Origin of the sequence: Acetobacter orleanensis, assembly GCF_001581005.1 — a bacterium.
In the GTDB taxonomy this organism is placed as follows: Bacteria; Pseudomonadota; Alphaproteobacteria; order Acetobacterales; family Acetobacteraceae; genus Acetobacter; species Acetobacter orleanensis.
The window spans coordinates 64,142-90,188 of sequence record NZ_LHZV01000064.1; the positions used below are offsets into that span (position 1 = coordinate 64,142).

22 protein-coding genes and 1 other RNA gene are annotated in these 26,047 nt (G+C 57.2%); 16 read left to right on the plus strand and 7 right to left on the minus strand.

The annotated features are described in order from the left end of the window. The first annotated feature begins 5 nt into the window (after positions 1-5). From nusA to rbfA, 4 genes are read left to right on the plus strand one after another with little or no spacing between them, the layout of a single operon-like run. Positions 6-1,538: a transcription termination factor NusA gene (gene nusA / locus AD949_RS09475; protein WP_048835738.1), complete on the plus strand. Its 1,533-nt coding sequence runs from the start codon at positions 6-8 to the stop codon at positions 1,536-1,538. 25 nt (positions 1,539-1,563) lie between these two features. Next, positions 1,564-2,217 (plus strand): RNA-binding protein, encoded by a 654-nt coding sequence (locus AD949_RS09480; RefSeq protein ID WP_048835737.1) that lies wholly within the window; start codon positions 1,564-1,566, stop codon positions 2,215-2,217. Continuing rightward, entirely contained in the window at positions 2,214-4,901 is a 2,688-nt protein-coding gene (gene infB, locus AD949_RS09485) for a translation initiation factor IF-2 (RefSeq protein ID WP_048835736.1), read from the plus strand. The genes AD949_RS09480 and infB overlap by 4 nt, the downstream gene beginning before the upstream one ends. Next, entirely contained in the window at positions 4,898-5,368 is a 471-nt protein-coding gene (gene rbfA / locus AD949_RS09490) for a 30S ribosome-binding factor RbfA (RefSeq protein WP_048835735.1), read from the plus strand. The genes infB and rbfA overlap by 4 nt, the downstream gene beginning before the upstream one ends. 12 nt (positions 5,369-5,380) lie before the next feature. Here rbfA and AD949_RS09495 read toward each other — a convergent pair whose 3' ends face one another. Next, positions 5,381-5,833: an Lrp/AsnC family transcriptional regulator gene (locus tag AD949_RS09495; RefSeq protein ID WP_048835734.1), complete on the minus strand. Its 453-nt coding sequence runs from the start codon at positions 5,831-5,833 to the stop codon at positions 5,381-5,383. A gap of 135 nt (positions 5,834-5,968) precedes the next feature. On the opposite strand from AD949_RS09495, the gene alr reads away from it, so the two are divergent. The 3 genes from alr to AD949_RS09510 all read left to right on the plus strand — a co-directional run bounded on the left by alr (position 5,969) and on the right by AD949_RS09510 (position 10,416). After that, a complete protein-coding gene (alr, locus tag AD949_RS09500; RefSeq protein ID WP_371277375.1) occupies positions 5,969-7,114 on the plus strand; it encodes an alanine racemase in 1,146 nt (381 codons plus the stop codon). 26 nt (positions 7,115-7,140) lie between these two features. Continuing rightward, positions 7,141-8,400 carry a D-amino acid dehydrogenase gene (locus AD949_RS09505; RefSeq protein WP_048835732.1) on the plus strand — a complete coding sequence of 420 codons (1,260 nt, stop codon included), beginning with the start codon at positions 7,141-7,143 and terminating at the stop codon, positions 8,398-8,400. A gap of 507 nt (positions 8,401-8,907) precedes the next feature. Continuing rightward, the gene (locus AD949_RS09510) at positions 8,908-10,416 is read left to right on the plus strand and encodes a glucoamylase family protein (RefSeq protein WP_082064700.1); all 1,509 of its coding nucleotides are present in this window, start codon (positions 8,908-8,910) and stop codon (positions 10,414-10,416) included. Positions 10,417-10,459: 43 nt separating this feature from the next. Here AD949_RS09510 and AD949_RS09515 read toward each other — a convergent pair whose 3' ends face one another. The 5 genes from AD949_RS09515 to AD949_RS09535 all read right to left on the minus strand — a co-directional run bounded on the left by AD949_RS09515 (position 10,460) and on the right by AD949_RS09535 (position 14,487). Next, a complete protein-coding gene (locus tag AD949_RS09515) occupies positions 10,460-10,852 on the minus strand; it encodes a VOC family protein (protein WP_048835731.1) in 393 nt (130 codons plus the stop codon). A 59-nt stretch (positions 10,853-10,911) separates the two neighbouring features. After that, on the minus strand, positions 10,912-12,567 hold the full coding sequence (locus tag AD949_RS09520; RefSeq protein ID WP_048835730.1) for a fumarate hydratase: 1,656 nt from the start codon (positions 12,565-12,567) through the stop codon (positions 10,912-10,914). A gap of 42 nt (positions 12,568-12,609) precedes the next feature. Then, the gene (locus tag AD949_RS09525; RefSeq protein WP_048835729.1) at positions 12,610-13,158 is read right to left on the minus strand and encodes an SspB family protein; all 549 of its coding nucleotides are present in this window, start codon (positions 13,156-13,158) and stop codon (positions 12,610-12,612) included. 238 nt (positions 13,159-13,396) lie between these two features. Then, positions 13,397-13,730, minus strand: a transfer-messenger RNA (tmRNA) gene (ssrA, locus tag AD949_RS09530). A 67-nt stretch (positions 13,731-13,797) separates the two neighbouring features. Then, the gene (locus AD949_RS09535) at positions 13,798-14,487 is read right to left on the minus strand and encodes an HPP family protein (RefSeq protein ID WP_052944556.1); all 690 of its coding nucleotides are present in this window, start codon (positions 14,485-14,487) and stop codon (positions 13,798-13,800) included. A gap of 247 nt (positions 14,488-14,734) precedes the next feature. Between AD949_RS09535 and thyX the strand changes: the two genes are divergently transcribed. From thyX to AD949_RS09550, 3 genes are all read left to right on the plus strand, one after another. After that, entirely contained in the window at positions 14,735-15,646 is a 912-nt protein-coding gene (gene thyX, locus AD949_RS09540) for an FAD-dependent thymidylate synthase (protein ID WP_048835728.1), read from the plus strand. 10 nt (positions 15,647-15,656) lie between these two features. Next, positions 15,657-15,932: a hypothetical protein gene (locus tag AD949_RS09545; RefSeq protein ID WP_048835727.1), complete on the plus strand. Its 276-nt coding sequence runs from the start codon at positions 15,657-15,659 to the stop codon at positions 15,930-15,932. Between the two features lie 150 nt (positions 15,933-16,082). Continuing rightward, positions 16,083-16,364, plus strand: coding sequence for a hypothetical protein (locus AD949_RS09550; RefSeq protein ID WP_048835726.1), 282 nt, complete (start codon positions 16,083-16,085; stop codon positions 16,362-16,364). 132 nt (positions 16,365-16,496) lie between these two features. On the opposite strand, the gene AD949_RS09555 is transcribed toward AD949_RS09550, so the two are convergent. Next, on the minus strand, positions 16,497-17,654 hold the full coding sequence (locus tag AD949_RS09555; RefSeq protein ID WP_048835725.1) for an Mrp/NBP35 family ATP-binding protein: 1,158 nt from the start codon (positions 17,652-17,654) through the stop codon (positions 16,497-16,499). Positions 17,655-17,861: 207 nt separating this feature from the next. Here AD949_RS09555 and AD949_RS09560 point away from each other — a divergent pair, with 207 nt between their 5' ends. The 6 genes from AD949_RS09560 (at position 17,862) to AD949_RS09585 (ending at position 25,410) form a co-directional block, all read left to right on the plus strand. Beyond that, the gene (locus tag AD949_RS09560) at positions 17,862-18,998 is read left to right on the plus strand and encodes an OpgC family protein (RefSeq protein WP_048835724.1); all 1,137 of its coding nucleotides are present in this window, start codon (positions 17,862-17,864) and stop codon (positions 18,996-18,998) included. Between the two features lie 83 nt (positions 18,999-19,081). Further along, positions 19,082-20,650 (plus strand): DegQ family serine endoprotease, encoded by a 1,569-nt coding sequence (locus AD949_RS09565; protein ID WP_048835723.1) that lies wholly within the window; start codon positions 19,082-19,084, stop codon positions 20,648-20,650. A 49-nt stretch (positions 20,651-20,699) separates the two neighbouring features. Further along, positions 20,700-21,725 (plus strand): FUSC family protein, encoded by a 1,026-nt coding sequence (locus AD949_RS09570; protein WP_048835722.1) that lies wholly within the window; start codon positions 20,700-20,702, stop codon positions 21,723-21,725. Between the two features lie 86 nt (positions 21,726-21,811). Continuing rightward, positions 21,812-22,795: a quinone oxidoreductase family protein gene (locus AD949_RS09575; RefSeq protein ID WP_048835721.1), complete on the plus strand. Its 984-nt coding sequence runs from the start codon at positions 21,812-21,814 to the stop codon at positions 22,793-22,795. A 531-nt stretch (positions 22,796-23,326) separates the two neighbouring features. Next, entirely contained in the window at positions 23,327-24,085 is a 759-nt protein-coding gene (locus AD949_RS09580; RefSeq protein WP_048835720.1) for a hypothetical protein, read from the plus strand. Between the two features lie 134 nt (positions 24,086-24,219). Continuing rightward, positions 24,220-25,410 (plus strand): acyltransferase family protein, encoded by a 1,191-nt coding sequence (locus AD949_RS09585; protein WP_048835719.1) that lies wholly within the window; start codon positions 24,220-24,222, stop codon positions 25,408-25,410. Positions 25,411-26,047: the final 637 nt, after the last annotated feature.

The following is a 26,047-nucleotide window of genomic DNA, read 5'->3' on the forward strand; positions in this document are numbered from 1 at the left end:
AGAGTATGGATACCTCTGTTTCCCGTCCTGAACTGCTGCTGGTTGCAGATGCTGTCTCACGCGAGAAAGGAATCGAGCGTGAGGAAGTTCTGGAGGCCATGGAACAGGCCATCCAGAAGGCCGGTCGTGCAAAATACGGGCACGAAAAAGATATTCGCGCGACTATTGACCGCCGGACCGGGGACGTACGCCTCTCCCGCTGGACGGAAGTTGTCGAGACGGTAGAAAACGAAGAAACCCAGATCCTGCTGGCGATTGCCAGCAAGTTCCAGCCTGAGATCAAGGCGGGTGAATATCTGGTTGATCCGCTGCCGCCGATTGATTTCGGTCGTATTGCCGCCCAGACCGCCAAGCAGGTGATTGTCCAGCGCGTGCGTGAATATGAGCGCAAGCGCCAGTATAATGAGTTCAAGGATCGCGTAGGCGAAATCATCAACGGCACCGTCAAGCGGACTGAGTATGGCAACCTGATGGTTGAAATCGGGTCCGCGGAAGCGCTGCTGCGGCGTGATGAGCTGATCCCGCGTGAAAGTTTCCGCAACTCGGACCGTGTGCGCGCTTATATCTATGACGTGCGTGACGAACCGCGTGGCCCACAAATCTTCCTCTCCCGTACGCATCCGGCCTTTCTGGCCAAGCTGTTTGCGCAGGAAGTGCCGGAAATCTACGATGGCATCATCGAGATCAAGGCCGTGGCGCGTGACCCCGGCTCCCGTGCGAAAATGGCTGTTATTTCCCGTGATGCGTCCATTGACCCGGTCGGTGCCTGCGTTGGGATGCGTGGCTCCCGCGTGCAGGCTGTTGTGGCCGAATTGCAGGGTGAAAAAATCGATATCATCCCATGGAGCCCGCAGGCTGCTACCTTTGTGGTGAACGCCCTTGCTCCGGCTGAAGTCAGCAAGGTGGTGATGGATGAGGAAGCAGGCCGCGTTGAAGTCGTGGTGCCGGACGAGCAGCTTTCTCTGGCTATCGGGCGTCGTGGCCAGAACGTGCGTCTGGCCAGTCAGCTAACCCGCTGGGATATTGATATTCTGACGGAAGCCGAAGAATCCGAACGCCGTCAGGAAGAATTCCGTCGTCGGACCAACCTGTTTGTGGAAGCGCTGGACGTTGATGACGTCATTGCAGGGCTGCTGGTCACAGAAGGATTCCACACGGTTGAAGAACTGGCCTATGCTGACCCGGACGAACTGATCGGGATCGAAGGGTTTGACGAGTCGGTCGTTGCAGAGCTGGTTCAGCGTGCTGAAGGGTATCTGGTGCGTCAGGAAGAAAACCTTGATGCCAACCGCCGTGAACTTGGTGTGACGGACGATATTGCCAATCTCGGGGTCTTCACAAACCAGATGCTTGTGACGTTGGGTGAAAAGGGTGTAAAAACCCTTGACGACCTCGCGGACCTTGCTGGTGACGAGCTTGTCGAGATTCTCGGGTCCGATGCCATTGAGGAAGAGGCTGCCAATGAAATCATCATGGCGGCACGTGCTCACTGGTTTGATGGAGAAGAGGGTAAGCCTTCCGATCAGGACGAGGGCTAAGAGGGTACTTCGGGCCTGACGAACAATGAGTGGTGATTTGCCCGAAGCGTATGATGATGAGAAAGGTCCTCTGCGGCGTTGTGCAGTCACGCGCGAGCAGGGGCAGCCCTCCCAGATGATACGGTTTGTGGTGTCACCCTCTGGTGTGGTGGTGCCGGATCTGGACGCGCGTCTTCCCGGTCGGGGAATATGGTTGAGCGCGCGGCGGGATGTGTTAGAACAAGCCCGCAAACGTGGTGTGTTTGCACGCGCCGCGCGGTGTCAGGTTACGGTGCCGGAGGATCTGCCTGCTCAGGTGGAGGTAGGTCTGCACCGGCGGATGGTGGAACTTCTTGGGCTGGCGCGGCGTGCCGGGCAGTCCATAAGCGGTTTTATGAAGGTGCGGGAGTGGGTTACACAGCGTCGTGCTGGTGTGATTGTTCACGCATCGGATGGAAGCAGGGATGAACTTGGGCGGCTCCTATCGGGTGCTCGGGACCTTCCTGTGGTTGAGGCGCTTTCGACAGAAGACCTTGCAAAGGTTTTCGGGCGGGAGCGAGTTGTGAATGCGGCGCTGGCGGCCGGGGTTCTGGCCTCGCGTCTGTGTTGTGAGAATAAGCGTTTTTCGGGGGTTGCTGATGGCGGCTCCCGGGTTCGTCGGACCTTTCCGGCGGATGGGTGTGAACAGGCGGGTCAATGAGCGAAGGCAAGGATCAGGATCAGGGCAAGGGACGTTTGTCCCTTCGACCGGCAGGGCGTTCGGAAGTCGGACGGACGGTCGATGCCGGGTCCGTGCGGCAGAGTTTCAGCCACGGGCGTTCGAAGGTTGTACAGGTTGAGGTGCGCAAAAAGCGTGGCCCCGGTACTCCTGGTGGCGCTGGTGGTCGAGGTGCCGGTGGACGGGCCGGGGGTGGTCGTACCCTGACGGCTGCTGAACTGGCCATGCGCCAGCGTGTGCTGGTGGAACAGGCAAATGCAGCCGCTGAGGCTGAAAAGCGTGAAGCTGAACGGCGCGAGCAGGAAAAAATTCAGATCCTGTCTGCGGCGGAAGAAGCGCGTCGTCGGGAAGAAGACGAAAAGCGCGCCGTTGAAGAACAGGCTGCGGCACAGGTTGCTGCGGAAGAAGCCGAGCGTAAGGCTCGTATCGACTCCATCAAGCCGATTGAGTCGAAAGGCCCTGTTGTATCGGCCACGCCGATCCCCGGAGAAGTCACGCTTGCTCCGCCGGTCAGCCGCCTGAAGCCTCTGGCTGAACGCGCCATCATGCCGGCGCGTCCGCTTAAGCCGGCAACGCCGCGCCCGCAGCCTGCTGCGAGTGCTGCGACTACTGATGAAACATCCGCTGCCCAGACTCTGCGTTTGCGTGGTCGTGGTACCGAAGGGGAAGATGAACCCCGTCGTGCGCCCGCGCGCCGTCCGGGTGGGGGTGGCGCTGGTGCTCCGCCAAACCGCAAGAGTGCTAGCCCGCGTAAAGGGGATGCTGGACGTCGCGCAGGCCGGATTGACGTGCAGGCCGCGATTGAAGGGGATGATGACAAGACGCGTTCACTCGCATCTGTCCGTCGCCAGCGTGAGCGTGAACGCCGTCAGGCTGAACTCGAACGCCTGCGCGCCGATCAGGTCCGCGTGGTGCGTGACGTTATTCTGCCGGAAACCATCACTGTACAGGAACTTGCCAACCGTATGGCGGCCCGTCAGGGTGAAGTCATCAAGGCGCTGATGAAAAACGGCGTTATGGCAACTGTCACGCAGAGCATTGATGCTGATACGGCTGAACTGATCGTGGAAGAATTCGGCCACCGTGTGCGCCGTGTTTCTGAAAGCGACGTTGAGCTGGGCATTGAAGGCCTTGATGATCAGCCCGAAGAGCTGAAGTCTCGTCCGCCAGTTGTGACCGTTATGGGCCATGTTGACCATGGTAAAACCTCTCTGCTTGACGCGCTGCGCACCACGGATGTGGCCGCAGGGGAAGCGGGTGGCATTACCCAGCATATTGGCGCGTATCAGGTAACGTTGAAGTCCGGTGCGAAAATCACGTTCCTTGATACCCCCGGTCATGAAGCGTTTACCGCCATGCGTGCCCGTGGCGCGTCCATTACGGACGTGGTGGTGCTGGTGGTGGCAGCGGATGACGGCGTGATGCCGCAGACGATTGAAGCCATCAAACACGCCAAGGCTGCGAATGCGCCGATTATCGTGGCGATCAACAAAATCGACAAACCGGGTGCCAATCCGGAGCGTGTGCGGCAGGAATTGCTGAACTACGAAATTGTTGTGGAATCCATGAGCGGTGATGTGCAGGACGTTGAAGTGTCCGCCACTAAGCGTATGGGTCTTGAGCAGTTGGAAGAAGCCATTCTTCTGCAAGCCGAGATTCTGGACCTGAAGGCAAACCCGGATCGGTCTGCTGAAGGTGCGGTGATTGAAAGCCGTCTGGATCGTGGGCGCGGTTCTGTGGCCTCTGTGCTGGTGCAAAAAGGCACCCTGCGCAAAGGTGACATTGTTGTGGCCGGGTCTGAATGGGGCCGTGTGCGTGCGTTGATTGATGACCGTGGTCGTCAGGTAACAGATGCAACACCGTCCATGCCGGTGGAAATTCTGGGCCTGACAGGCGTGCCGTCTGCCGGTGCACCGTTCGTGGTTGTGGAAAATGAAAACCGCGCCCGTGAGATTTCCGAGTTCCGTCAGCGGAAGCTGAAAGAGCATCAGGTTGCTGGTCAGGTTGCCGCGCGCGGCACGCTGGATCAGATGCTGGCGCGTATTCAGGCTGGTGAGCAGAAGGAAGTCGCGGTTCTTATCAAGGCCGACGTGCAGGGCTCTGCTGAAGCTATTCAGACAACGGTCCTTAAGCTGGCGCATGAAGAAGTCGCGGTGCGGGTGCTCAACGCAACGGTGGGGCAGATCACGGAAAGTGATGTGCAGTTTGCCAAAGCGTCTGATGCCATCATCATTGCCTTCAACGTGCGTGCCACGGCGCAGGCCCGCACACTCGCCCAGCGCGAAGGTGTGGAAATTCGCTACTACTCCATCATCTATCAGGTGGCGGATGACGTGGAACAGCTGGTGCGCGGCAAGATTGCGCCCAAGCATCGCGAGAAGTTCCTGGGTTATGCCGAAATCCGTCAGGTTTTCGATATTACCAAGGTCGGCAAAGTGGCCGGGTGTTACATTACGGAAGGCGTGGTCAAGCGCGGCTGTGGTGTGCGTCTGCTGCGTGATGGCGTGGTGATCCATCAAGGTGATCTGAGCCAGTTGAAGCGCTTCAAGGACGATGTGAAAGAAGTGGCCAAAGGCTACGAATGCGGTCTGTCTTTTGCGGGGTATAATGACCTGCGCGAAGGCGACGTGGTCGAGTGCTTTGAAAGCGAACTGGTGCCTGCATGAGCCGTCGCAACGGATCAGGCGGAGCAGGGAATACGGGACCGGCGGGATATCTCGCCGGTCTTTCTCCTTTAGGGCCATCCCAGCGCCAGTTGCGCGTGGGGGAGGAAGTGCGGCGTGTGTTGGCGGAACTTTTCGCCCGTACCACATTCCGGGACCCGGATTTGGCGGATGCCACGGTAACGGTCACGGAAGTGCGGCTGTCACCGGATTTTAAACACGCGACAGTTTTTGTGGTGCGTCTTGGCCGCAGTGATATTGATACGCTGCTGCCTGCCCTCAAACGGGTCTCACCATGGCTGCGCACACAGATGTCGCACAAGTTGCGTCTGCGGGCAGCACCGGAACTGCATTTCCAGCCAGACACCACGCTGGATGTCGCCATGCATATGGATTCTCTGCTGAAATCTCCAGATGTACAGCGGGATCTGACAGCCAAAGAGTTGAATGAGGAAGAGCCGGAAGACTGACCTTCTGGTTCTTCAGCTTTTCCATGGCTGAACAACGGGGCGGATTGCAAAGTTGCTTTGAATCCGCACTACCCCCGGCATCCGGGAGAGTTCTTCCTTATGAATGCGTTCGTAATCTGACATGTCACGTGCTTCCACGCGGAGCAGGTAGTCGGCATCCCCAGTCATGAGATAGCATTCTTTCACGTCCGGACATTCTCGCACGCGGCTTTCAAAGCGGCGCAGGCAGTCATCCGTCTGGCGTTCCAGTGTGATCTGCACAATGACCGTGGACATGCTGTGCACCGCGTTCTTATCCACAATGGCGCGGTAGCCCTGAATAATGCCTTCCTGTTCCAGAATTTTCACCCGCCGCAAACAGGCGGACGGGGAGAGCCCCACTTTTTGCGCGAGCTCGGCATTGCTGATGCGCCCATTGTGCTGAAGGTGGCGTAAAATCGAGTCTGTCAGCCGGTCGAAGATCATAGGGCGATATCCTGCTTTTTTTCGCAGATTATAGAGGTATATGGCAAGCTTGTCGTATTTTATGCGGCTGATCGACAGGATATTCCATGGGCTTTTTGCTAAAGTTTTGGAATCGGAATATTTTGGATGGTTGCTGTGGCGTCTTCCTGTGCTTCTGTTTCTTCCGGCTGGCCGGCGCATCGGGCCGGGGCAGTCCTGACTATTGATCTTGCGGCCATAGCGGCCAATTATCGCCTGCTGGATGCCAGAACGCCGGGTGCTGTCTGTGCCGCTGTGGTCAAGGCGGATGCCTATGGTCTGGGGGCTGCACAGGTGGCTCCAGTGCTGGAACAGGCTGGGGCGCGGCATTTCTTTGTCGCGCATGTGGATGAAGGTCTCGCTTTGCGCCAATGGGTTTCTCCCGCGGCGCATATCACTGTTCTGCATGGTGCGCGCCCGGAGGCCGTAGAGGATTGTGTGCAGGCCGGCCTGCGTCCGGTTCTGAACTCTCTTGAGCAAATCAGCCAGTTACAGGAACTTGCCAAGAAGCTTGGTCGCCCTCTGGATGCGGCGTTGCAACTGGATACCGGGATGTCCCGCTTTGGCTTATCCGGGCAGGATGTCCACACGCTGGTGCAGGAGCCGCACCGGCTGGATGGGCTGACACTCAGCCTTATTATGAGCCATCTGGCCTGCTCAGATACACCAGCTAATCCTGCAAATGCCGCCCAACTGCAAACATTGCGGGCCTATGCAGCCCAGTTACCAAAAGCGCCGCTGAGTCTGGCGGCATCGTCGGGTATTTTTCTGGGGCAGGCATTCCATCAGAATCTCGTCCGTCCCGGTGCTGCTTTGTATGGCATTGCCCCTAATACTTATGGACCTAATCCACTTGCCTCAGTTGTGAAGTTGCGTGCGCATATCCTGCAAATTCGTCACCTCTCCAAAGGTGAGAGAGTGGGATACGGGCTAACGTGGCAGGCGGATGGCCCGCGCCGCGTGGCGACCATTGCCACGGGGTACGCGGATGGCTTTGCACGGCAAGGCGCGGAAAAGGGCTGTGCATGGTTTAAGGGCCAGCGCCTGCCAGTTCTTGGCCGGATTTCCATGGATTCCATGACCGTGGATATTTCCGCTATTCCAGAAGGGCAGATTGCTGCTGATGATAGGGTGGATCTGCTGACCGATACGTACGGCGTTGATGCCGTGGCAGCAGCGGAAGGCACCATAGGGTATGAGGTGTTAACGTCTCTTGGGCGGCGCTATCATCGCATTTACAAAAATACCCAACAGAACATCTGAATTTTTAAAATACAAAGGTTAAGGCCATGAAGGTTATTGTTCTTGGTGGTGGTGTTGTCGGTGTGACATCCGCTTGGTATCTGGCACAGGCCGGGCACGAGGTAACGGTTGTGGAACGCCAACCAGAATCCGGTATGGAAACAAGCTTTGCCAATGCCGGGCAGGTTTCACCGGGCTATTCCGCGCCATGGGCCGGGCCGGGTGTGCCGCTGAAATCCATAAAATGGCTGATGATGGCGTACCGCCCCTTTGTGTTCTGGCCCATGCCGGACCCGCATTTGTGGACATGGCTGGTGCAGATGCTGGAAAATTGCACCTCCGCTGCGTATGACCGCAACAAGGGCCGCATGGTGCGTCTGGCGGAATATAGCCGGGACGTGATGATGGACCTGCGGGCCAACACAGGTATCAAGTATGATGACCGGCAGCAGGGAACTCTTCAGGTCTTCCGCACCCAGAAGCAGCTTGATGGCGCGGCGCAGGATATTGCGGTTCTTAAACAATATCAGGTGCCCTACGAAGTTCTGGATCGGGCGGGTTGCGTGCAGGCTGAACCCGGTTTGGGGGAGACCGCCAATAAGATCGTAGGCGGCCTGCGTTTGCCGGGTGATGAAACGGGGGATGCCTTTAAATTCACGCAGCGTCTGGCCGCCATGGCGGAAGAGGCTGGCGTTACGTTTATGTATAATACCCGTATTAAACAGCTTTTATCTGAAGGGGGCCGTATTACGGGTGTGGACACCAATAAAGGTGTTCTTTCCGCAGAGTCGTATGTGCTGTCTCTGGGGAGCTTCTCACCGGCTCTGGTGCGTTCTCTAGGGATAAAACTGCCGATCTATCCGGTAAAAGGCTATTCTCTGACAGCAGATATTACCAATGCAGACCACGCGCCGGTTTCCACAGTTATGGATGAAACTTTCAAAATCGGCATCACTCGTCTGGGCGACCGCGTACGTGTTGGCGGAACGGCGGAGTTGGCCGGGTTCAGCCGCCGTCTGCGTGCCCCGCGTCGCGCAACGCTGGAACATTCCGTGACAGATTTGTTCCCCGACTGCTGTGATGTACCGGGTGCGTCCTTCTGGACCGGCCTGCGCCCCATGACGCCGGATGGCACGCCTGTTATCGGGCGCACCGGGTTTGAAAACCTGTTTCTCAATACGGGTCATGGTACGCTGGGTTGGACCATGGCCTGTGGTTCTGGCCGGGTTCTGGCTGATATCATGTCTGACAAGAAACCGGACATTGCGTATGAAGATCTGAACATTTTCCGGTATAGTCATTCATAAATATTTTTTCATGACGATGGTATTTTTATAAAGAGCATCGTCCTTCATGCTCTGACATGCGCCGCTTGCCCAAAAGGCAGGCGGTTTTGTTACGTCTTCGTATTGGGTATGTTGGCTATGCATTGGCGTGGGGTCTGCCTTTTTTCAAAAAACTGTAAACCCAACGACGCAGGAAAAATGCTCTCCTGCAAAAAAAATGTTTTCCGCTGGCGGATGACATGGATCCGCCTGTTTTCCCTGTTGATGTAGAAGGCGAATAAGGTTGTTCATGTTGCTCCTGATGTCGTCATAGGATGGGCCTTGGTCGTTATGCTGCCAGACTGGTTTTTCTTACCTTCCCGTTTTGCCTCATCTTTTCTTCAATCCTGTCGTCTGATTCCTCCCTGTGTTGGGCGGTGTTCTTCTGGTGTCAGCCTGCTTGCTGTGGCGGCAGGGCTTGCTCTGCACCCTGTAGGCGCACAGGCGGTAGACGCCCCTGATACGGAAACTCCCGCTGTTCAGCCCGCCATGCCGCCCATCCCGGCATCGCCTTCCACCAGCCAGCAGCGGCAGGCAGCCCGTCTTTCCACCAGTGTGGTCTTCAAGCCAACGCGCGCGGATATGGCGCTGATTGAAGATTTGGAACATCGGACATTTCTCTGGTTCTGGGAGGCGGGAGATGCACAGACAGGGTTGGTGCCGGACCGGTATCCGTCAGACCAGACTCAGGCTAGTGTCGCGTCTGTCGGCTTTGGGCTGACAGCTTATGGAATTGGTGTGGAACGCGGTTACATTACCCGCCAGCAGGCCATTGAGCGCACGCTTAATACCCTACGTTATCTCTTCAGATTGCCGCAAAATGACAGTACAGAAAACGCTTCAGGCTATCACGGATTTTTCTATCATTTCCTGAATAAAGATACAGGCCTGCGCTTTAATAAAGATATTGAACTCTCCAGTATTGATACCGCTTTGCTGATGCAAGGTATTCTCTTTGCGGAAAGTTATTATACGCAGAACACACCGCAGGAAGCGGAAATTCGCACTCTGGCCAATGCACTTTACCAGAATGTTGACTGGACATGGATGCGCCGCCCCGATTTGCGGTTGAGCATGGGGTGGTCACCCGAGCGCCAGTTCCTGCCCAATTATTGGGAAGGCTATAGCGAAGGGATGATGGCCTATATTCTGGCACTTGGCGCTGAGAAGCATCCGTTGCAGCCGGCTTCATGGCAGGTGTGGTTGACGACGAATGACCGGCGTTGGGGCGAGTATTATGGTCAGACCCTCCTGAATTTCGCGCCCATGTTCGGCCACCAATACACCCATTCGTGGATTGATTTCCGCGGTATTCAGGATGATTGGAACCGGGAGAAGGGAATCGACTATTTTGAAAATAGTCGTCGCGCGACGTACGCCCAGCGCACTTATGCCATGACCAACCCCGGCAGATGGCAGGATTATGGGAAGGATGTCTGGGGTCTGACGGCCAGTGACGGGCCGGGGGAATTGACGCAGACGGTTGGTGGTACGCCGCGCCGGTTCATGTCCTATGCCGCGCGTGGAACCGGGCGGGATTACACGCAGGATGATGGCACCATTGCCCCGACAGCGGCTGGTGGGTCCGTTGCCTTTGCGCCCGAAATCGCCATTCCGGCCCTGCGGGAAATGAAGCACCGTTACGGGGGGCGTATCTACAGCCGATATGGATTTGTAGATGCGTTCAACCCCAGCTTCCACACAGCAGACAAGTCTTTCTGGTCTGACACCGCCTATCTTGGCATTGATCAGGGGCCGATTCTGTTGATGATTGAAAACTGGCGCAGTGGACTGGTGTGGAACACCATGAAACGTAATCCCGCCATCCGGGAGGGGCTGCTGAAAGCTGGTTTCCGGGGTGGCTGGCTGGGGGATAGAGCGGCAACGCCTGCTCCGGCCATTCATGCCAGTGCCCCAGCCTCTGTACCGTCTGCTCCGGTCAGCCAGCATGCTCATGCCCATCTGCCTGCGCATAACGGCGCACAGCAGACTGGCTGATCTCAACTGCCTGAGACCGAGACCGCTTCCGCTTCCGGGGCGATTATCCCTGATAGGACGCGATTTCGATCAGATTCTGGTCTGGGTCGTGGCAATAAACGGATGTGATAGGCCCCAGTGCGCCCAGCCGGGCTATGGGGCCTTCCACAATGGCGACGCCACATTTTTCCAGATGTTCAATGATGTCATCACTGGTCACGGCGGTGACAAAACACAGGTCATTCCCGCCGGGCAGGGCGTGCACGGCGGTGTTCCATCCCGTGGCATCCTGCGGCCGGAGGTTGAGTTTCTGGCCGCCAAAACGTAGGGCTGTGCGGTTGTTGCGCCCGTATTCCTCCCGGTCCATACCCAGCACACGCTGGTACCATGAGGCAGAAATTTCGAGGTCTCTTACGGTCAGGACGGCATGATCCATCCGGTCAACGGTAAAGCGCATGAAGCAACCCGGCTCCTCTGGCTGGCCCGCCTTCCCATAAGGCGGGCCGTCTGACCCTGTCAGCTTAGTTCAGCGTAGAAGTCATTTCCTTTGTCGTCGATAACAATAAAGGCGGGGAAGTCCTCAACCTCAATTTTCCACACGGCTTCCATGCCGAGTTCGGGATACTCCAGCACTTCCACCTTGCGGATGCAGTCCTGCGCGAGCCGTGCTGCCGGGCCACCGACAGAGCCGAGATAGAAGCCGCCGTAGGTCTGGCAGGCATCTTTGACAGCTTTTGAGCGGTTGCCCTTGGCCAGCATGACGTAGGAACCGCCAGCAGCCTGAAACTCGGCCACATAAGAGTCCATGCGTCCGGCTGTGGTGGGGCCGAAGGAGCCAGTGGCCATGCCTTCCGGCGTTTTGGCGGGCCCGGCGTAGTAAACCGGATGGTCCTTCAGATATTGCGGCAGGCCCTCACCCCGTTCCAGCCGCTCACGGAACTTGGCGTGGGCAATGTCACGCGCCACAACAACCGTGCCGTTCAGGGCAAGGCGGGTTTTGACCGGATAGCGGGAGAGTTCCTTGCGAATTTCGTCCATCGGGCGGTTGAGGTCGATTTTAACGGCCTCGCCTTCCAGATGTTCATCCGTGGTTTCGGGTAGGAAGTGGGCCGGGTCGTGTTCCAGCTCTTCCAGAAAGACGCCTTCCACCGTGATGCGCGCCTTGATCTGCCGGTCAGCCGAGCAGGACACACCCATGCCCACCGGCAGGGATGCACCGTGGCGGGGCAGGCGAATCACGCGGACATCATGGCAGAAATATTTACCGCCAAACTGCGCGCCAATGCCCAGCTTGCGGGTGAGTTCCAGCACCTTCTGCTCCATCTCCACATCCCGGAAGGCATGGCCGGTCATGCTGCCGCTGGTGGGCAGGCTGTCATACCAGTGGGTGGAGGCCAGCTTGACGGTTTTAAGCGTCTGCTCGGCGGACATGCCGCCAATCACAATGGCCAGATGGTACGGGGGGCAGGCGGAGGTGCCGAGCGTTTTGATCTTGCTGTCCAGCCATGAGAGCAGTTGCTGCTCGGACCCCAGCAGGGCGCGGGTTTCCTGAAACAGGAAAGTCTTGTTGGCGGAGCCGCCACCCTTGGCCACAAACATCAGATCAAACTGTTCATCATGATGCGTGGCGGGGCTTGCGAAAATATCGCACTGCACCGGCAGGTTGGTGCCGGTGTTCTTTTCCTCGAACATGCTGAGGGGGGCCATCTGCGAATAGCGCAGGTTGGTGCGGGTATAGGTTTCATACACGCCTTTGGAGAAGGCGACTTCCTCATCGCCCTCCACCCACACGCGCTGGCCTTTCTTGCCAAAAACAATGGCTGTGCCGGTGTCCTGACACATGGGCAACACGCCCCCTGCGGCAATACAGGCGTTTTTCAGCAGGTCCAGCGCCACGAAGCGGTCATTGTCCGAGGCTTCCGGGTCTTTAAGGATACTGGCAAGCTGTTTGAGGTGGGTAGCGCGCAGATAATGCGCCACTTCATGAAAGGCTTGCGCCGTAAGTTCCGTCAGGGCTTCCGGCGTGATGTGCAGGATGGTCTTACCGCCACATTCCGATGTGCTGACACCGGCGATATCCACCTTCCGATAGGACGTTGTGTCCTCTCCCAGCGGGAAAATGGGGGAGTAGGTAAAGGCGGGTACCGGGGGGCGAGGGGGCTGGCTGGTCATGATATGCTGAACTCTCCATCGGCCTGCCCCGAAAAATGGGGCTTAACCGGGTGATGGCCCCTTCTTGCGAAAGGCGTCAAGACTGACAACCTGTGAGGAGGTGTCACTTTCCGCTGAGCCACTCTCTTCTTTTTCAGCCAGAGCTGTTGGCGTGGCCTCCGCCAGAGGGGCTGAGGCTTCTTCTGGTTCCGCAGGCATGAAGTGCAGGCTGAACTGAATGGAGGGGTCCGCAAAACCGGTAAAGGCACGCACGGGAATTTCCAGAATCGAGCCCACACCCCCAAAGGACAGCCCAACGGAGACCTTGCCTGCTTTGCGGTCCACAGTCAGGTCCCAGAACTGATGTTGCAGCACGATGGTCATTTCGTGCGGATACTGGGCACGGAGGCGGTCAGGGATGATGACACCGGGCACATCCGTGCGGAATGTCAGGTAAAAATGGTGTTCGCCCGCAAGGCCTTCGCGGCTGACATGCTCAAGGGCGCTCAGCATCACGCCGCGATAGGCGTCTTCCAGCCAGCGTTCATAAGGCAGCAGGCTCTCGGGCGGGAAGGCGCCGTTTTCGGGGGTGTTATCGTGGTCATCGGCCATGACAGCTCTCCTCGTTCTCGCCAGCGGACGGGGCCAGCGTCTTGCAATATCACGTCTGCCGTCAGCCATGCGTGAAAGAGGGGGGAAGTGCAAGTCGGCACGGCATAATTCTGCAACACGGCGGACTGTTAAAGAGTCGATTCTGGCGTGTTCAAAAATGCTTGAGCTGCCTTCGGTCAGCCCTACGATTTTTGGAAAAACCTGATTTTGAGCAGGGAGCCCGCCATGTAGGCGGTAAAGTGGGAGGACTTCTGTTGCCCGGTGCCCTCCCGAACCGCGCTTATCGCTTATGCAGCGACAGCGAGCACCTCAGTGTTATCATTGGCACTTGTATGTTTAGCCCGATAACGGCGGTACAATGCCGGGCAAAAGGAAGGTCTTTACCACGCGTGTCGAGCCTGTTTCGTCCCCATCCGTCCGAGCCTGAAAGGCCGGATTGTAACTGGTGGAGACGCCGGGTACTGCCCCCGGGTCCACAACGATTATTCCACGTTCCGTTTATCACCATAGCCAAGGGGCAAGCCCCTCCTGCAGTGCTGAACATAAGGAGTGCTAGGAGCTTTTGCAAGAGTGACCGTAACCGTTCGTCCGGGCCGGGTTAGCAGGGTTTTAGAGCCGCACCCATGGCGCGTGGCGGCTTCAGGTTGGCAGACGTTCTTTTTTATGGGCTTCCGCCAGCACCAGAAGCCGTTCGAGATCTTCTATTTCAATATCGAATGTTTCCCCGGTTTTCTGGAGTGCGGCCAGAATGTCCTCATGCAGCAATCCGGCGGCAGTTTCCGTCTGGGGGGAGACCGGAACAGCATGATGCGGATAGCTGTGGCCAGAGAACCGATGAAACAGCATGCCCGTACAAACCAGAACGACGGAGTTCACCCCAACAGGCACCAACGGGAACAGAAAGGCCGTCTCCAGCCCTGTCGTGGACGGATGCATCAGCACAGCCGTTAGAGCAGCAGCGCCACCCGGCGGGTGGAGCGAGCGCGTGACACTCATGACGAAAATTGCCAGCCCGACGGCCAGCCCCGCTGCAAGCATCGGCTGAGAAACCACCAGACTGACCAGTACACCAACGGCTGCGGACAGAGTATTGCCCATAATCACAGCCCGAGGTTTGGCGAGCGGGCTTGCGGGCACGGCAAAAACCAGTACGGAGGAGGCCCCAATGGGGGCGACAATGGCAGGCAAGCTGGCAGGCGCTACAAGGCCTGTTAGCGCTAGACAAGCGCTAATACCGCACACAGCACCGGGGCCTGCCGCCAGAGCAAGCGGGGGGATGGAACTGCCGCGTGCCGGAAATGACGGCAGAAAGGGGAAAAAATTGCGCATACCTTATAAGTATCCGTCCGGCTTTGTCGGGAGTGCCGCGTTATGGGCTGGAATTATGAAGTTCGTTGTTTATATCAGCAGAATAAACAGTCTGTGCAAATTCTAAAATCCGGTGCCATGCTCTGCCGGAAACTGTCTAATCAAATATCATTATGAATTAATAAACATGGTTTATGATGATCTACCAAGCACGATGTGCGCGAGATCACTCATTCCCGAACCGCGTATTTTGCGCTAGGGAGAAGACATGTCACTGACCGATGCTCAACGCGCCGAAATTGCGGCGCACGCCCAAGAAACCAGTTCCACCCGCCGGCCGACCGTGCCCGCGCTGGAAGCCATGCTGTATGAACCGCAGGAGGTGCTGGACCACGGCTTCCTCCGCGTGATCGACTATATGGGGGATGATTCCGCCATTGTGCAGGCCGCCCGCGTTTCTTACGGGCGTGGTACCCGCAAGGTGTCGGAAGATGCCGGGTTGATCCGGTATCTGATGCGGCACCGTCATTCCTCGCCGTTTGAAATGTGCGAGATGAAATTTCACGTCAAACTGCCGATTTTTGTGGCGCGGCAGTGGATTCGTCATCGGATGGCCAGCGTGAATGAATATTCCGCCCGCTACTCCATTCTCGACAGTGAATTCTATATCCCCGCACCAGAGCATATGGCCGCCCAGAGTGCCGTGAACCGGCAAGGCCGTGGTGACGTGCTGGCCCCGGATGACGCCGCTGCGGTCATGGATATTCTGCGTGATGACGCCATCCGCACCTATCGCAATTATGAAACCATGCTGAGCACGGAAGAAGACGGGTACGGTCTGGCGCGTGAACTGGCGCGTATCAATCTGACGGTGAATACCTATACCCAGTGGTACTGGAAGATAGACTTGCATAACCTGATGCATTTTCTGGCCCTGCGGTTGGACCCGCATGCCCAGTATGAAATCCGGGTGTATGCGGAAGCCATGCTGAAAATCCTGCATGCGTGGGTCCCCCAGACGGCGGCGGCTTTTGAGGATTATCGCCGTGGTGCGGTGACATTCTCCGCCGGAATGCTGAAAATTGTCCGGCGCATGCTGGCGGGCGAGGCTGTGGAGCAGGCTGGCTCTGGCCTGAGCAAGCGTGAGTGGGACGAAATGATGGCCGTCCTGAAAGGCTGATTTCCAGCCCATGAAGGAGAGCCCCTTTCAGGATGAAGAGTTTGAGGAGGATGCGGAGGGAAAAACCGCATCTTCTCCGCTGCTTGCGCCTTCTGGGGAACTGAGCGGATTGCGCCCACCCTCTGCGCGGCTGCCGAGCTTCACGCCGTTTATTATAGTCGCTGTTTTGCTGATGCTGGTCTCGGCTGGTTTGTTTTTTACGGCACCGAAAAATATGAAGCCTCAGCACCTGCATGTGTGTGAAACACAAGGGCCAGAGAGCCATAAAACGCTCTGTCTTCATTAAAAATTGACAGAAGTATTCGGTTCCGTGTTTGCTGCGCAGGTCAGCCTGTCAGGATGGAAACTGGTGGCGCGGCTTTGCTTTTCTGTATGGTCAACAACGTCAGCATTTCGCGGTTGACAGGTCTTTGCACAGAAAACGGATTACAGTGAAATGTCTCTTTTTACGCCAAAATTTTTACGCACATTTTGTCTGGCTGCTGGTGGAGCAGCCCTGCTTGGCACTTTGACCCCGGCGCATGCAGAGGATGATCTGCGCAAGAAACAGACAGAAGCCTGCAAGGGCGATGCCATCAAACTGTGCGCGCTGGCCATTCCGAATGAAAAGAAAATTACAAGTTGCATGGAGCGCAAGAAGGACAAGCTCAGCCCGCAATGCAGAGCGTTTTTTGATAAACCTGCCGGGAAAAAGAAAGCACCTGCCGCAAAGCACTAAAAAAAGCGGTCAGCCCCATTCTGGAGAAAAGGGCTGACCGGCAAAAGTGTCTAGCGGAGGCGGTAAGACAGTCTTGGGAATGCTCCTGCGCGGTGCAGGAGGAAGCACTTCAAGGACTGTATCGGTTTTTTGTTATTGAGAGTGTGCAACCGATATTTTCTCTGCGTGCAGAAGAGCCTTTGCCGTAACCTGTGCAATACGGCGGAAGGCTTGTGCGCCCTCGCTGTCTGGCGCGCTGGCAACAATCGGTGCACCGGCATCGCCCGTTGCGCGGATATCGGCCAGCAGCGGGACTTCCCCAAGGAAGGGAACGCCCAAAACTTCCGCTTCCTTCTTTGCGCCACCATGGCCAAACAGTTCCGTGTTGTGGCCACAGTTCGGGCAGCAGAAATAGGACATGTTCTCTATCAGGCCGAGAACAGGAACCTTCATTTTCTCAAACATGGTCACACCACGCCGGGCATCAATCAGGGCGATGTCCTGCGGGGTGGAGACAATAATGGCGCCTGCCAGCGGCACCTTCTGCATCAGGGAAAGCTGGGCGTCCCCTGTGCCCGGAGGCATGTCCACCACCAGCACATCCAGCGGGCCCCAATCCACATCCGTCAGAAACTGATTGATAGCTCCCATCACCATCGGGCCGCGCCAGATCATGGCCTGTTTTTCATCCACTAGCATACCGATGGACACGGCGCGGATCCCCCAGATTTCCATGGGTTGCAGGCGGCCTTCCCGTGCTTCCGGCTTGGTGCTTGTGCCCAACATGCGGTGCAGGGAGGGGCCATGAATATCCGCGTCCATCAGCCCCACGCGCAGCCCTTCCTGCGCCAGACCAATAGCCAGATTGGTAGCGGTGGTCGATTTACCGACCCCGCCCTTACCGGATGCGACGGCGATAATGGCTTTTACATCCGGCAGTACCTGCGCATCGGCAGCCGGGGGCGTGCCACCAAACGGGCGATGGCCACCACCGCCCGCGGCTTTGGGTCGTGCAGGCGGCGGGGCTGCCGGGGCGCTGCCGGGTGCGGCGGGAGCCCGATGGGCGGTGAGAATAACCGTGGCTGTTTGCACACCCGGCAGTTTTTCCAGCGCGGCTTTTGCCTCATCACATAAAGGGGCTAGGGTTGTGGCCTGCTCTTTGCTGGCGGCCAGCGCAACACTCAGCCGACCGTCTTCCAGCCGAAAGCCGTCCAGTTTGCTCAGGGCCAGCAGGGAGTGGCCGGTGTGTGCGTCCCGCACGGAATCCAGCACACGAGCAATGTCATCATGATGAAGGGGGGAGGATACCATTGTTTTTGTCCTGACTCTGGCTGGCGGTGTGGCACAAGGGGCCTGTTGCTCTGTTGGCAATAGCATGAGACTGCTGCCGTCAAGGGGGAGATGAAGCCCTGTGATACTGCCCCCATAGTTTTGACGCTTTTTTCGGAAATTCGGTACGGGTAAGGAAAGAAGCAACCACCACCCCGCACACTCCGCCCCGCGATTGAAAGCTCCGCTTTGTCCTCAGCCGTAACGCCTTCATCTCTGCCTCCTGTTACCCGTTCCGTGCGGGATCACCGGATTGATGCCATGCGGGGCGTGGCTCTGCTGATGATGTTTGTGGACCATATTCCACAAAACCTGCTCAACCGTTTTACCATGCGGAATATCGGCTTTGCCGATGCGGCGGAAATTTTTGTGCTGCTGGCAGGCTATGCGTCGTGGCTGGCTTACGGGCGCGGGTTCCGGAAATACGGGGTTGCTGTGTGTCTGGGCCGGATCTTCCGCCGCTGTGTGCATCTGTATATCGGCCAGACCCTGATGGTGATGGTCTATGTCCTGACAGTGCGTGTGTGGCGGCATTATACGCTGGTGCCGGTGGATTTTCTGGAGCCGGAACTGGCGCACGGGTTGAGTTGGGTCTGGCGCGTCATGATGTTTGATGCCCTGCCGAGCAATCTGAATATTCTGCCGCTCTATATCGTCCTTCTGGCCGGTTTCCCGCTGTTTTATGTGCTGATGCGCATCCATCGCTCTCTGGCGTTGCTGCTGTCAGGGGCCATGTGGATGCTCGTCAATCTGGATCCCGGCTTGAATCTACCCAACTGGCTGGACCCGGATGGCTGGTATTTCAACCCCTTCGCATGGCAATTCCTGTTTGCGCTGGGGGCGTCCGCCTCTGCTGAAACAGAGCGCCGCGGGGCGGACTTCCCGCGTATGGACCTGCTGGCCGGGTGCTGTGTGCTGTATCTTGTGTTTTCAGCGCTTCAGGCGTTTCCATGGTTGCTGTGGGGGCTGCCAGACCTGCGGCCTTTCGGCGCGATGATCATGCCGGAAAAAAGCTGGCTCTCGCCTTTGCGCCTGCTGGATGTCATGGCTATTTTCTACCTCGTGCAGTCTTCCGCCAAAGCGCGCAAATGGGCGGCGGAGACCCGTACTGGCCAGCTACTGGCGCGCGTGGGGCGGCATTCTCTGGAGATTTTTGTGGTCGGCACGGTGCTGGATCTCTATGCGCGCCTGCTGTTCAGCACCTTTGGCGATGGCTGGCTGTTGCAGATTGTGGTGAACGTCGCAGGTCTGAGTATTCTGTTCGCTCTGGCAGCCGGACTGGATAACTACCGTAAGCGCAAGCGCGCCGCACAGGCGGCCGGATAAGCAAAACAGGCTGACGGTGGAACAGGATCGTGCGATAGACTAAGGTCAGCTATGATTTCTGTCGTTTGAGAGTATTTTCACCCATGCGTCTGTCCAGTCATCTCCTTCGTGCCGGTTCTCTGTCCTGCCTGCTGCTGGGCGGGGTTTCTGGCCCGGTTACGGCATGGGCGGCGGAGGGGGCGGCTCTACCTGCCGCGCCGCAGGCTCCCGCTCCAGTGCAGGGGGCGGGCCGGTTGAGTGGTGCGCCGGACAGTTTTGCGGATTTGGCTGCTCGCCTGCTGCCTGCCGTGGTGAATGTCTCCACAACGCAGACCGTTAAAAGCGGTTCGGATGACGATGAGGAGGGGGACGGCGGGGATGACCAGCTTCCCCAGATGCCCAACTTCCCGCAGGGGTCTCCCTTCGAGAAGTTTTTTCATGACTTCATGAACCGGCAGAACAGCCCGGACGCGCCGCCGCGCCGGATGCAGGCGCTGGGTTCGGGTTTTATCGTTGATCCGGCAGGCTATATCGTGACGAATAATCACGTCATCCGCCATGCCGACAAGATTACGGTCACCCTACAGGACAATACAGTGCTGACAGCCCGTGCCGTAGGCTATGATGACCGCACCGACCTTGCGCTGCTGAAAGTGGAAAGCAAGAAGCCGCTACCCGCCGTACATTTTGGTGATAGCGACAAACGCCGGGTGGGGGACTGGGTTCTGGCCATTGGCAACCCGTTTGGCCTCTCTGGCACTGTCACTGCCGGGATTATCTCCTCCCGTGGCCGTAATATTGACCAAGGCCCGTATGATGACTTCATCCAGACGGATGCGCCCATCAACAAGGGCAACTCCGGCGGCCCGCTATTTGATATGGATGGCAACGTGATTGGCGTGAACACGGCAATTTACTCCCCGTCCGGTGGGTCTGTCGGGATCGGGTTTTCCATTCCGTCCAACGAGGCGAAGGGCATTGTGGAGCAACTCCGCAAGACCGGCAAAGTCTCCCGTGGCTGGCTGGGTGTGCGCATCCAGAACGTGACGCAGGATATTGCGGATGGTCTGGGCCTGAACCCGGCGCGGGGCGCGTTGGTGGCCGGGGTGGAAAAGGACGGTCCTGCGGCCAAAGCCAAGTTGCAGACTGGGGATGTGATCCAGACGCTGGATGGCCAGCCGATTGAAGGCAAGGCGCTGCCACGCCTGTCCGCGCAGTTGCCGGTGGGGACTGTGGCGCATTTGGGCGTGTGGCGTCATGGCAAGATGGTGGATGTGCCCGTAACCATCGGGATACTGCCGGAACCAGCAGCGGAACCGGATGCTAAACCGGCTGTTGCCCCTAAGGGCGCTGCGGAAGTTAGCCTTAACGTGCTGGGCTTTTCTGTCGGGCTGCTGGATGCGGCTGCGCGCCAGAAATACAACCTGCCATCCAGCCAGAAAGGCGTGCTGGTTACTTCCGTGAAAGATGGCGGTCTGGCTGCTGACCGTGGCCTGCGGGAAGGGGATGTGGTGACGGAGGTGCAGCAGGCGGAAGTCACCAGCCCGGCAGACCTCAAGAAACGTATTGAAGCCGCACAGAAGGCCCACAAAAAATCCGTTCTCCTGCTGGTGCATGATGCGGATGGTCTGCGCTGGGTGCCGTTCCCACTCAATGGTGAAGACACGCCCTGAGCCGGTTTTGCGTTCTCTGCCGGTCTTGTAAAAGCAGCACAGGGTTTTGATGTCTCTGAAATTTTTGTCGGCACCTTGGCTGGGCAACCCTGTTGTCCGCCAGACCATCAGACTTCTGGTGTCCGTTGGGCTGTGCGGGTTTGTCACGCGGCTCACGCATTTGCAGGAGCCGGGGTGGGCGTTGATCACCTCGGTGATTGTGACCCAAAGCAGCATCAAGGAAACGCTATCCAGCGGGCGCTACCAGCTTGTCGGCACGCTGATCGGGGCGGCGGCAAGCATTCTGCCTATCACGCTCATGCTGTATCGCTGGCCGCTCTGGGAGTCCTTTGCGCTGGCCTTTGTGCCGCTGGCAGTTCTGGCCTCATGGAAGCCTGATACGCGCATGAGCGTGGTCACGCTGATGATCGCCACCCTGTTTGCCACGCCGAATGACCCCTATCTAATGCCGGTTGAGCGCGTGCTGTCCATTCTGATAGGGGTGGGTGTTTCTATGTTGGTGACATATGTTGTGCTGCATGAACAGGCACGCCGGGATGCGTTCCGCAATGCGGCGGCGACTGTGCGCCAGATTGTCGAAATGCTCACACAGGCGCACACTCATGAAATGGACTGGTCGCAGATTCAGGATCTGAATGATGCCAGCGTAGCCTCCCTGCGCAAGGTGCAGAGTGCGGTGGAGGAAGCGCGCCGTGAACATTGGCGACCGTTGGAAAAACGGGACCCGATGTTGGCGGAACTGCCCAAAATTCTGCGGCAGTTGCAGATGGATGCGCTGGTGGTAACCCGTGCGGTACTGATGGCTGGCCAGACGCCTGCACACGGAACGGATGATGCGATAGACCCGCTCAGCCCCGGCCTGATGCGGGCGTTTGGCTGGATTATCGACCGGTGTGAAAGCGAGGGCGTTGCCCGTACGGGTGAGGAATATCGCGTTGCGGCGGGCGTTATGACCGGCTTGCCGGATGATGACGGGCAAGGTGAAGAAATCATGCGGTTTGTCATGGGGGTTTTACGGACGGACCTAAAAACCCTTATCCAGCTTCTGGCGGATGATGACACAAAAAAAGCCTAAGTGCGGCAGGGTCGCGGCACACATCTTTCAGGCTTTGAGGCACTCAGGTCCGGTTGAGGCTTTTTTGGTGCAGGGAGTATTTTACCATGAGTGATGAAACCAATACCGTCATCCGCGTGCATGACACAGGTGGTCCCGGTGTCCTGAGTGTGGAAAGCCAGCCCGTGCCCAAGCCGGGGGCGGGCGAGATCCTGCTGCGGCAGGAGGCGATCGGGGTCAACTTTATTGATACCTATTTCCGCTCCGGCCTGTATAAATTTCCCTCTCTTCCCGCCATTCCGGGCATGGAAGGCGCTGGCGTGGTTGTGGCTGTGGGGCCGGGCGTTACGGACCTCAGCCCCGGTATGCGGGTGGCCTATGCCGGTGTGGCAGGAGCCTACGCGCAGTATCGGACGATTGCGGCGGAGCGCGTGGTCGTGCTGCCGGACAGTGTGTCCAGCCAGACCGCTGCCGCTGTCATGCTGCGCGGGCTGTCCGCGCATATGCTGCTCCGGCAGGTTTATCCGGTGCGGCAGGGGGAGACCATTCTGGTGTATGCGGCAGCCGGAGGGGTTGGGCAGTTGCTCTGCCAATGGGGCCGGCATCTGGGTGCCCGAGTTATTGGTGTGACCTCCACCAAAGAAAAAGCTGAGCTGGCCCGCGCCTGCGGTGCGTCGGATGTGGTGATTGGCACGGATAATCTGGTCCAGAGCGTGCGGGACTTGACTGGCGGCGCCATGCTGCCGGTGGTGTATGACAGCATCGGCCGGGATACGTTTGAAATCAGCTTGTCCTGTCTGGCCCCGCGTGGGCTGATGGTCAGCTACGGCAATGCATCCGGCCCGGTAACGGGGCTGGATGTCGGCACATTGGGAACACACGGGAGCCTCTATCTCACGCGGCCTGCCCTGACGACCTATATTGCTGAAAGATCAGACCTTCTGGCGTCTGCGGCGGAACTGTTCCGCCTGTTGGAGGCGGGGGTATTGCAGCCCTCCATCGGGCAGCGTTTTGCCCTGACAGAGGCCACGCAGGCGCACCGTGCTCTGGAGTCGCGCAAGACAACCGGCAGCACCATTCTGTTACCTTGAAAGGGGCAAGGACCGCCTGTGTGGTGATGGGTCAGGGAACGATGGGGTGCCCGATGTGTTTTTTAAAGAGGTGCCGATAAGGGCGCTGGCATGTGTCTGTTAACGCATGACGGGCTCTGGCGGATGGGTTAGACTAATCCGTCTGCCCGAAGCATCGGGTGGCCAAAAAGAATACAAGGATCGTTTGATATGCCGAAATGTCCGGTAAAATGCCCGAAATCCCCCTGTATGCGCGGTCTGCTGATTGCTGGTCTGATTGCAACAGCGGTTTATTTCTTCCGTAAGAAAAAGTGCTGCGGCTAAGTCTGATTGCTTATCAGGCGTCCCCAGATTTCAAAGCCCGCCCGGTGCACGCCGGACGGGCTTTTTTCTGTTGGTGCATAGGGCAGGGCGCAGGAATAATCTGTTGAGGCAAAGCAATGTGCTGGCGGTGGGTTGTGTTATAATCCCGGCCCTGTATCAGACTAAATTCAGTGTAACTGCTGTCTGCATCCCTGTGTTGTCAGACTGATTTCAGAAAGGATAAGGGCGTTGCATCCTATCGTCTCCCGTCTTGCTTCTCTGGCTGCAGGGTCCGTGGCTGCATGTGCGCTGACAGTTGGTGGCGTTGTGGCCGCTGGCCTGCCATCAACAGCACATGCGCAGGCTTCCGTGCTGCTCAAGAACCAGACCGCAAAAGCTGTTGTGGAAACCGTTGACCATGAGGCCCGTGAGCTTCTGCTGCGTGAAGCCAACGGGCACCTGATCACCATTGAATACGGTGCGTCCGTGCGGGACCTGCCGCACGTGAATGCTGGTGACAAGCTGAGCATCCGTTTTGTGGAAACACTGGGCGCAGACATTGCTGCTCCGGGCAGTCCGCTGCCGGAGTCCACCCTGACAACCGCTAAAGGCTACGTGCATGGCCACCCGCGCGGTGTGATTGCTGCATTCCGTCGTGAGCGTGCCACCGTGCAGAGCATTGACCTGCCGACCCACACCCTGTCCTTCGTGACAACGGATGGCGAGTCTCACGTTGCTGTGCTGCGCATCAAGGCGATGCAGGAGTTCATGGCATCCCTGAAGGTGGGCGATGTGATCGACATCACCCGTATGGAATCCATTTCCTACGTGATCCTGAACGACACAACCGCTCCGGCGGCAGATGCAGCGTCTGCTGCGGGGGTTACGGCCCCGGCAGTTCCCGCAGCTTTGAGCGCCCCAGTGAACGCCCCAGTGAGTGCTCCAGTGAGTGCTCCAGTGAGCACCCCTGCGGCACCGTCTGCTCCGGTCGCTGCTCCGGCTCAGTAACGCTCCGTATTTTTGCCGAGCGTGCAGAAAGGCGTCCCATTCGGGGCGCCTTTTTCTTTATGGGTAAAGCACCACAAATTGACCTGATTTTTTGTCGTAAAATCGACCTGTTTTTGATGGATCTGTGATGTGTGATGACACTGTTCATTCTCCCCCTCGCAAATCAGGGCAGAAACGCAGGAATTGATGTCCTGCGCGGTCTGGCGATACTCATGGTTGTTGTGAATCATGTTGCAATCAGACTGCCGCTGGAAAAAACCAGTGTCGCGGCCATTCTGCCCTACCGTGTGATGCGTTTTCTCACACATCAGGGTTACCACAGCGTTTTTGTGTTTTTTGTCATTTCCGGATTTCTGATTACATCTGGAATACTCAGGCGCTGGGGCCGTTTGCGGTCTATTCAGCTTCCATTTTTCTATGCTCGGCGCTTTTCCCGTATTGTTCCCTGTCTGCTTGTCCTGCTCAGCATCCTTGTTGTGCTGGATGCCTGCGGTGTGCCGGACTTCACGATTGATGGAGCAGGGCAGACTCTTGGCGCGGCTCTGGCATCAGCATTGGGGCTCTATCTGAACAAGTATGAATGCTGGACAGGATACCTGCCTGCAAACTGGGATGTTCTGTGGTCTCTTTCCATTGAGGAACTGTTCTATCTCATTTTCCCCGTGATCTGCCTGATGCTGCCACGGTCTGACACATGGCAGATGATCCTGTTTGGAAGCGCGACCCTCGCTCTGCCCATTGCCATGCATCTGATGGCCGGAGAGACTGATATCTGTCGACATAAAGCCTATCTTCCCGGCGTATCGGCGCTCTCCGCCGGTGTGATCGCGGCTCTTCTTCTTACCCGGTCGGATTGGATGGGGCGGTCCGCTGTCACGCTTCTGGGTTGGATGGGTGTTGTCGGGATTTTTCTAAGCTGTGTTCAGGTGTATTTTCTGCCTGACCCTGTAGCGGATGATCTGACAGTCGGATTAACACTGAGCACCGGGGCGTTGCTGATTGCCCTCTCCAAAGGCTGGGGTGCCGTGTTGAGGCATAGAACCTTGGCGTGGGTCAGATCCTGCGGCGTCATGAGCTATGAGATTTATCTGACCCATATGTTTTTTGTGCTCGGCCTTGTGCGGGCGTATCACGCTACCGGATTTTCAGAGCGAGCCGCATGGGTCTGTTACCCGCTGGCTCTTGGGGGCGCATGGTTGCTCGGATATGGAACGGATCGGTTCTTATCCTATCCTGCGGAGCATAGACTACGGGCTCTGTTCACGCGGTGGTTTCCAACTCCGGATAAGCGGCTCGGGGAGCACGAAGTAAATCCATCCCCTTAAACTAACTAGGTATATTTAGGGTTTTTGCTACGAAGTGTGCCAGTCGGTTCCACGAGCTTAGTGCTATCAGGCAGAGAAAAAGGCGAGCGCATCCGTTGGGTGTTTCATGGAATTGGTAGTCAACGTGCCCAAACAGGAGTCGTAGGTGGGCACTCAATAGCCTGTGCATTCACTTCACTCACGCTGCGGTCAGAGGTCGCAACGGGAGTGGAAACGTAGAGAGTGATGTCTTGCTCTACGTCAGTGCCCACAATGGAGCGGCAGCCTTCGCTGAGAGCAGCATGTCGCTTGCGGACGTATGCCGGTGGGTAAAATGTTCATCAACATCCAGAAACTGGATAGCCGTTTATTTAGAGCATGATGAAAAAATACAGGTCACAATTCAAAGTTGGGATATTTTTATATTTTTCCAGAAGCTGAAATGCAGAGAGACTGCCTTTTCATTAAAAAGCCAATAAGGAATAATTTTTTACATAGCCAATTAACATATTATTAATGATTTTGGTTTGCCTCATACCTCTAGCATGAAGTGATATAAATTAAAAATTTATAGAAATTCATAAATAAAAATAGATTGTTATTTTATCAGAATGTAAAAAAGAAAAATTAATTTATTGTCATTGACTTTAATCATTTA